Source organism: Henriciella sp. (assembly GCF_049649345.1).
In the GTDB taxonomy this organism is placed as follows: Bacteria; Pseudomonadota; Alphaproteobacteria; order Caulobacterales; family Hyphomonadaceae; genus Henriciella.
In genome coordinates this window covers 1-7,175 of the sequence record NZ_JBARZC010000349.1, presented here as the reverse complement: position 1 = coordinate 7,175, position 7,175 = coordinate 1, and the positions used below count along the sequence as shown (strand labels likewise).

The window sequence follows — 7,175 nt, the reverse complement described above, 5'->3', positions numbered from 1 at the left end:
GGTCTGGGCTATGCACCGACGCCGGACGTCCGTTTCCGCGGATCGTTCCAGCGCGCGGTTCGTGCTGCAAACATCTTCGAACTGTTCGCGGCTCAGTCCATCGGTCTGTTCGACCTGACAGGTGATGATCCATGCGCTGGACCAAACCCGTCTTTCACGCTCGAGCAGTGTGTGAACACAGGTCTCGATCCGGCAAACTACGGATCGGCTAGCCTTGAGAACCCTGCTGGTCAGTACAACACCTTCGGTGGTGGTAACCCTGACCTTGAGCCTGAAGAATCAGACACGTTCACTGTTGGCTTTGTCGCTACGCCGACAATGCTTGATGGACTGACTGTTTCGCTCGACTACTTCGATATTGAAGTGGAAGGCTTCATCAACACAGTGCCAGAAGAGACCTCGCTTCAGCAGTGTGGTCTGACAGGCGACGCGTTCTTCTGTTCGCTCGTCAATCGTGGCACGGGTGGCACCCTTTGGGCGAACAATACCGGCTTCATCATTGCGACCAATGTGAACACCGGTAGCCTCGCCACGAGCGGTTACGACCTTCAGGCCAACTATATCTACGATGCAGGTACCACCGGCACCTTCTCGTTCGACTATGTTGGTACACTTCTGGAAAGCCTCGAATTCCAGGCACTTCCAGATGCGTCGGTTACGCCGCCAGTTGAGTGTGTGGGCCTCTATGCCGGCCGCTGCCAGACCAACTTCGGCAACGGTGCCAACCCGGAATATCGCCACAAGGCGAGCGTGACCTGGGCAGGCCTCGACGGCAAGCTGTCGCTGACCGGTACCTGGCGTTACTATGACGAGGTCAGCCTCGACGGTGACGAAGGTGCGATCAACGAGACTCTGGACTCCCAGAACTATCTCGATCTCTCGGGCAACTATCAGCTTCTGGATAACACCTCGGTTCGTCTCGGTGTGAACAACATCACCGACGAAGATCCGCCACTGTCCTCCGAAGTCGGTACCGCACCGGGTAACGGTAACACCTATCCGCAGATCTACGACGCAATGGGTCGTTACATCTTCGTGGGTGCGACTGTCGACTTCTAGGTCGATACGCAAACCAGAAATTGGGGAAGGGCGGCTCTTGGGGCCGCCCTTTTCTTTTGCGCAGGCCAGCTTTCATTGCGCGCGCCTGCGTCATTGTCTAAGAGCGAGCCGGTGACCCGCAATCGCCCCATCCCGACCATCAAACCGGAAGATGCGGACTATATCCGTTCGCTGATGATCCATGAGGACGACCAGATTCTCGTCTTCAACAAGCCCTCCGGCCTTGCTGTCCAGACGGCAGGCGGGCGGGGCCAGTCGCTCGACTTCCTGCTCTGGGCCTTCGCGAAATCCAATGGAAAGCGCCCCCGGCTTGTTCATCGCATCGATTCCGGTACGTCCGGCGTCCTCGTCGTGGCCCGTACACAGCCCGCTGCGGCATTCCTGTCGGATCAATTCGCCAAGCGCACGCTCAGCAAGACCTACACGGCGCTGATCTCCGGTCGTCTGCCCGACACCAATGAAGGCACAGCCGCCACGCCGCTCCGAAAGGTCCCATCAGACAGGGGCGGGCGGGAGAAGATGATCGCCGCAAAGCCTGGCGAGAAGGGGGCGCAGAGCGCTCAGACGCATTGGCGCATCCTGTCGCGCACAGAGAGCCATGCCCTGATCGAAGCCTCTCCCGTCACCGGCCGCATGCACCAGATCCGCGCCCATATGGCAGAGCTCGGCGTTCCGATTCTGGGCGACCGCATCTATGGCGCGGGCAAACTGTCAGCCGCACGGCTGATGTTGCATGCCGCGCGGCTTGATCTTCGCCATCCAGACGGGATGCCCCTTGCGTTCGAGGCCCCGCTTCCGGAGGACTTTCTGGCTGAATGTCGCAGTGCCGGCCTGAAGGCCTAGCTGTCTGCCGCTGGCGTCAGCTTGATCAACCGGCCGCCCGGATCGTCTTCGAGCACATATATGGCGCCATCCGGGCCTTGCTCGACTTCGCGGATCCGCTTGCCCCACTCATAGCGCCCGGCTTCGGTTGCGGTCGTCTCCATCGTCGAGGAGGTGCCGCCCGCTCCCATATTGTCGAGTGGGGTTTGCTGGAATTCGACACGGATCAGCGCCTGTGAAGACAGGCCGCCAATAAAGGCGTCGCCCTGCCACTCGGCGAAGGTGTCGCCATCATAGATGACAAGACCTGCCGGACTGATCACCGGCGTCCAGGAAAGGGCCGGGTTCTCATAGATCGGATGGTTCTCATGATTCCCGAAGAACTGCTTGCCATTATAGTGCTCGCCATTCGAAACGATGGGGTAGCCATAATTCTCCCCCTTCACGATGCGGTTGAGTTCGTCGCCGCCCTTCGGCCCCATTTCATGTGCCCAGAGCTGGCCGTCCGCATCGAAGGTGACGCCAAGCATGTTGCGATGGCCAAGCGACCAGACCGTATCGGCGATACCGCCATTGCCGTAGAAGGGATTATCCTCCAGCGGTTCGCCATCGGTGGTGACGCGGATGATCTTGCCGAGGTTCATCTGCATGTTCTGCGCCGGGCTGAAATGCTGGCGCTCGCCTGAGGTGATGATCAGATTGCCATCAGGAGCCACAGCAAGGCGGTGGCTGTAATGGCCATTTCCGGTCACCTTGTTGGACTGTTCCCAGATGCGGGTCACGTTTGACAGGCTGCCGCCTTCTGGCGTGAGCGACAGGGTCGCCCTGTCCACAGCCGCGCCGCTCAGCGTATCATCGTCAGGGTCACGCTCGACATAGGAGAGGAAGACCGTGCCGTTCTCTGCGAAATCGGGATGGATGATGATATCGCCGAGCCCGCCCTGTCCGCGCTTCTCGACAGCCGGGACGTTGGAGATTTTGCCAAGCTTGGCCCCGTCGGTGTCCAGCAGCCAGAGATCGCCAGCCTGTTCAGTTACAAGCGCGCGGCCATCCGGCAGAAAGGTCATGGCCCAGGCGCCATCGAATGTGGCGAGGGCTTCGGCCGTTAACGCCGTGCCGTCCGATCCTGTCACCGTCATCGGTTCGCTGGTTTGTGCGGTCGCGCAGGCGGTGAGCGCGGTGAAGGACGCGGCTGTAACAAATAGGCGGGAAGGGAGGGATTTCATCGGGAAACCTTTCTGGTGGGCGTGGGGGAACAAAGCATCAGCTAAGTCAGATACGCCCGGCTTCCAGTTTGGTTTCCTTCAGGTGGTCGCGAACCAGTCCAGCGCGTCGTGGTCTGAAATGAGGTCGACCGCCCCGTTCAGCATACGGAAGAACATGTTGTCGCCGCGCTCTGTCTGGTTGACGACCATCGCCGCAAAAAACGCTGTCAGGAAATGCTGATAGGCGCCCGACACATAGTGGCGCATGAAGACCTGGCGGTCATAATCATCCGCGCCGAGCGCCGCCATGTCCGACAGATAGAGGTCGACCAGATCGCTCTCATGCGCGCGGCGGGTCGCAGGGTCGATGGCGCCTGCAATGAAATAGCCGACATCGGCGCCGCCCGGTCCATAGCCGAAGGACTGCCAGTCCACCACGGTAACCGGCTTGTCGCCATTTGAGAGGTCGAACAGCATGTTGTCCGGCCTGAAATCGGAATGGATCAGGGTGCGCGGGCCCGAGCGGATCTCGTCATTCGCATCCAGATTCGTGCTCATCAGGTCGCCGATCTGCTCAGCTTCGGCGCTCACCCGGTCGCCATAGCGCGCCTTGAAGCCCTGCCACAGCATGGCAACGAGCTCCGGCTGGATCGGGTTCGGCGCATGCGTCGTGCCCGACACCCAGGCATACTGGTCGAGTGTTTCATCCTGCCAGAAGGCCGAGTGGAGTTTTGCCGCTTCCTTGAGGACGAGTTTCGTCTCCTCCAGGCTCGTTCCGGCAAGCTGGTCGCCCTGCTCGGCGGGGGCGAGATCGCTCATTATAAGGACGAAATTATGGGTGTCCTCATTGACGTCGGTGAAGTAGCAACGCGGCGTCGAAATCCGGGCCGAAGGCTGGAGGAGCTGGTAGAATTTCACCTCGCGGTGATAATTGCCAAGCTGGATACCGGTCGCGCGGCTTTGCTCGCCTTCAGACGGAAACTTGCCGACCAATGTCGCCGGTGCATCAGGCGGCGCTGTCGCGTAATCGAGCTTGAAGCGGACACAATCGCCGATCTGACCGGTCCCGACCCGGCCAGCCTCAAAACTGCGGACCTTTGCCTCCACGCCGCCCTCGCACAGCGCTGCTGTCAGCCAGTCGGCATCAATGTCTTTCCACTCTCGTATGTCAGGCATTTTGGGGTCCGAACTCGATTATTTTGCCGTGGCAGGCGGCGGAGTTTTGTTTGCTGGCGAGGCGCCGTCGCGCGGGAAGGCCGAGGCCTTTCAAGCGGCGGCAACGCTGCCAGCGGGCAAAAGACCGTTGCCCGAAATGGACGGGTCGGGACGCCTCAATAAGCTGAGCGGCGGCCTGCAGCGTCAAGCCGCTTGAACGGACATTTGTCCGTCCGGCGCGTCTTTTCTCGCACGCCTTGCTCATCTGATTGCCTCCACGACAAAAGAATCGAGTCCGGACCCCGGCTCACCCAGCGGATGGACATAGACTTCATTGTGCGAGATCAGCCCGTCCTCAAGGATGACGAGATCGAAGCCGCGCATCTTGCCGCCTTCGCCTTTGTCGCCGATCTCGCAATACCAGCGCCCACAGAACCCGCCCTGGATCGCCCAGACTGTTTCAGGCGTATAGGTCATCGGCGGTGTCGAGCCGAAGAGGCCGGTCAGATAGGTCCGCAGCGCCTCTCTGCCTTTGAGACCATCCGTGGTCTGCGGGTCCTTGTAGACCGTGTCTTCCGAATAGAAGCCGACCAGCCGGTCGACATCCTTGTCGGTCCAGGCCTTCAGCCAGTCGGCATTGAAGCGTTCGCAATCCATCGGGCTCATCCGTTCAGCACCTTTTCCCTGTGGGCTTCGGTAAAGATTTCCGCCGGCACGCTGTCGGGCCCGCCCATGATTGCAAAGCCATGCAGGCCAAGCGCCGGGTCGGCGGCGCGGCGTTCATGATAGGAGCGGCGCCGCGCGCGGGCCTCCTCCCCAAATTCCATGTCGAGCGCGGCCTGAAGCTGGCCTGCAAAGCGAAGCCGGCGCATCCGCTCTGAGCGCTCCATCGCATAGGCGAGAAAGTCCGGCGTGTCGGTCTCTGGGGTCGCTTTCAGGATGTCTGAAACAACGCGGACATCGCGATAGGTGATGGAGAGGCCAAGCCCGTTGATCGGATCATTCCAGCCGGCCGCATCGCCGATCAGGACACAGCCCTCAGAGAATGGCTCATCGGTCCAGCTATCATTGTTGAAATAGGAAAAGAGCGGGCCGGCTGGCTTGCCCGCCGAAATGGCTTCATTGCCGGGCGCGCAAGTCATCCGGAAACTTTCCAGGAATTTCTGTGCGCCGTCCTCGCCGGCAAACCGTCCCTTTTCGTCTAGCGCATAGCCGCCATAGACGCGGACCTTGTCGCCGCCCTGCGGGAAAGCGAGGAAGCCAAAATTGCCTTCTGTGCCGATCGCCTGGCGGGTGTCTTCCCACCCCTGGACGCCTTCGACCAGCAGGCCTGCGAACCAGTGATGCGGCCTGTCCTGATGGAGCGTGATACCCGCTTCCTTGCGCACCAGAGACTGGCGGCCCTCCGCGCCGACGATAAGCGGCGCTGTTGCTGTATGGCTGTCGCCGTCCACCTCATAGGTGACGGACGGAGTCGAACCGAGCGTCACATCCGTGACAGTCACGCCGCGCAGGGCTGCCGCGCCCGCGCGCACCGCCTCGTCGAACAGGGTCTGACAATGACGGGGGTGGCCGATCGCCAGCGGGCCGGGCACGCCTTCGGCAAAGATGTCGAGGGGCATGGCCGTCTGTTCGGCCGCATGCGGATCATAGCTTTCATCATAGGTCACATGGCTCGTGATGTGATGGCCGCCCGCCGCCATGAGCAGGTCATAGAGGCCAAGCCGCTTCGTCTCCGCCACACCCCAGGGCGCGATCCACTCGCCGCGCACGCGGTCTTCATATTCAGTCGATTTTTCGAGCAGCAGGACAGATTTCCCGGCTTTCGCCATGGTCGCGGCCAGCGCTGACCCGCCAATGCCGCCGCCCACGATAATGAGGTCATATTGCATCACTTCCTCCCAGGCGCCTCTTGGTGGACACTCTGAAGCCAAACCTACTCGCAGGGCACAGCGTGACAAGACACGACGCAGCGTCAGCAAGATGAACGCGCACTCTATCGTTTCGCCGCCAATCGCCGTAAAAGCCGGGCCATGAACGGATTTCTCTATGTTGCCCTTGGCGGCGCGATTGGCGCGAGCCTTCGCCATGGCGCGGGTCTGGCCGCTATCCGCATGGGCCTTTCCGGCTGGCCGTGGGCGACCTTTTTCGTAAACCTCGCCGGCAGCCTCGCCATGGGCCTGCTTATCGGGTTTCTCGCCTTTCGCGGCGAAGCGCTCGGCGGCGGGCAGGACATGCGGCTCTTCCTCGCCACAGGCGTGCTCGGCGGCTTCACGACCTTTTCGGCTTTCTCGCTGGAGCTGGCGCAATACATCCAGAAGGATGACTGGATGCGCGCCATCGCCTATGCGGGCAGCTCCGTCATTGCCGGTCTGGCGCTCGTGCTGATCGGCATGATGATCATGAAACGGATGCTCGCATGAACCAGCAAGTCATCAATGAAACTGTCAGTCCGAAGGAAGAGGGCGTGCGCCTCGACCGCTGGGTCAAGCGGCGCCTGCCGGTGACGCAGGGCCAGCTCGAAAAGCTGCTGCGCTCAGGCCAGATCCGCGTCGACGGCTCCCGCGCCAAGGCCAATACGCGCCTTGAAGCCGGCATGGTCGTTCGCCTGCCACCGATCCACAAGCAGTCCGCAGAAGAGACAGCCGCCTACAAGCCGGGCAAGATGACCTCGCGCGACCAGGATTTCATGCGCGAGCTGGTGCTTTACGAAGACGACGAGATGTTCGCTCTCAACAAGCCCGCCGGCCTAGCGGTGCAGGGCGGGACCAGACAGGGCGGGCGTCATATTGATGGCATGCTGGACGCGCTGTCCGATGGCGAATACCGGCCAAAGCTCGTCCACCGCCTCGACAAGGAAACGTCAGGGCTCCTGCTGATCGCAAAGCATCCTGCCGCCGCAGCCCGTCTCGGAGACCTGTTCCGCTCACGCGA

8 protein-coding genes are annotated in these 7,175 nt (G+C 61.3%); 4 read left to right on the top strand and 4 right to left on the bottom strand.

The window, feature by feature from the left end:
• Together WA989_RS09555 and WA989_RS09550 are read left to right on the top strand one after the other, a co-directional pair.
• Positions 1-1,059: TonB-dependent receptor domain-containing protein (locus WA989_RS09555; RefSeq protein WP_424340271.1), on the top strand; the 1,059-nt coding region annotated here is incomplete at its 5' end.
• A gap of 111 nt (positions 1,060-1,170) precedes the next feature.
• A complete protein-coding gene (locus tag WA989_RS09550) occupies positions 1,171-1,902 on the top strand; it encodes an RluA family pseudouridine synthase (protein ID WP_424340270.1) in 732 nt (243 codons plus the stop codon).
• Here WA989_RS09550 and WA989_RS09545 read toward each other — a convergent pair.
• From WA989_RS09545 to WA989_RS09530, 4 genes are all read right to left on the bottom strand, one after another.
• Positions 1,899-3,107, bottom strand: a complete 1,209-nt coding sequence (locus tag WA989_RS09545; protein WP_424340269.1) for a PQQ-dependent sugar dehydrogenase — start codon at positions 3,105-3,107, stop codon at positions 1,899-1,901. The two genes, WA989_RS09550 and WA989_RS09545, sit on opposite strands and share 4 nt — an antisense overlap.
• A 78-nt stretch (positions 3,108-3,185) precedes the next feature.
• Positions 3,186-4,262, bottom strand: a complete 1,077-nt coding sequence (locus WA989_RS09540; RefSeq protein WP_424340268.1) for a phosphotransferase — start codon at positions 4,260-4,262, stop codon at positions 3,186-3,188.
• A 240-nt stretch (positions 4,263-4,502) separates the two neighbouring features.
• Positions 4,503-4,907, bottom strand: coding sequence for a nuclear transport factor 2 family protein (locus WA989_RS09535; protein ID WP_424340267.1), 405 nt, complete (start codon positions 4,905-4,907; stop codon positions 4,503-4,505).
• Positions 4,904-6,133 (bottom strand): FAD-dependent oxidoreductase, encoded by a 1,230-nt coding sequence (locus WA989_RS09530; protein WP_424340266.1) that lies wholly within the window; start codon positions 6,131-6,133, stop codon positions 4,904-4,906. The genes WA989_RS09535 and WA989_RS09530 overlap by 4 nt, the downstream gene beginning before the upstream one ends.
• Positions 6,134-6,274: 141 nt before the next feature.
• Here WA989_RS09530 and WA989_RS09525 point away from each other — a divergent pair, with 141 nt between their 5' ends.
• The gene (locus tag WA989_RS09525; RefSeq protein WP_424340265.1) at positions 6,275-6,664 is read left to right on the top strand and encodes a fluoride efflux transporter FluC; all 390 of its coding nucleotides are present in this window, start codon (positions 6,275-6,277) and stop codon (positions 6,662-6,664) included.
• The coding region (locus WA989_RS09520; protein WP_424340264.1) for a pseudouridine synthase at positions 6,661-7,175 on the top strand (515 nt) is incomplete at its 3' end. The genes WA989_RS09525 and WA989_RS09520, both read left to right, overlap by 4 nt.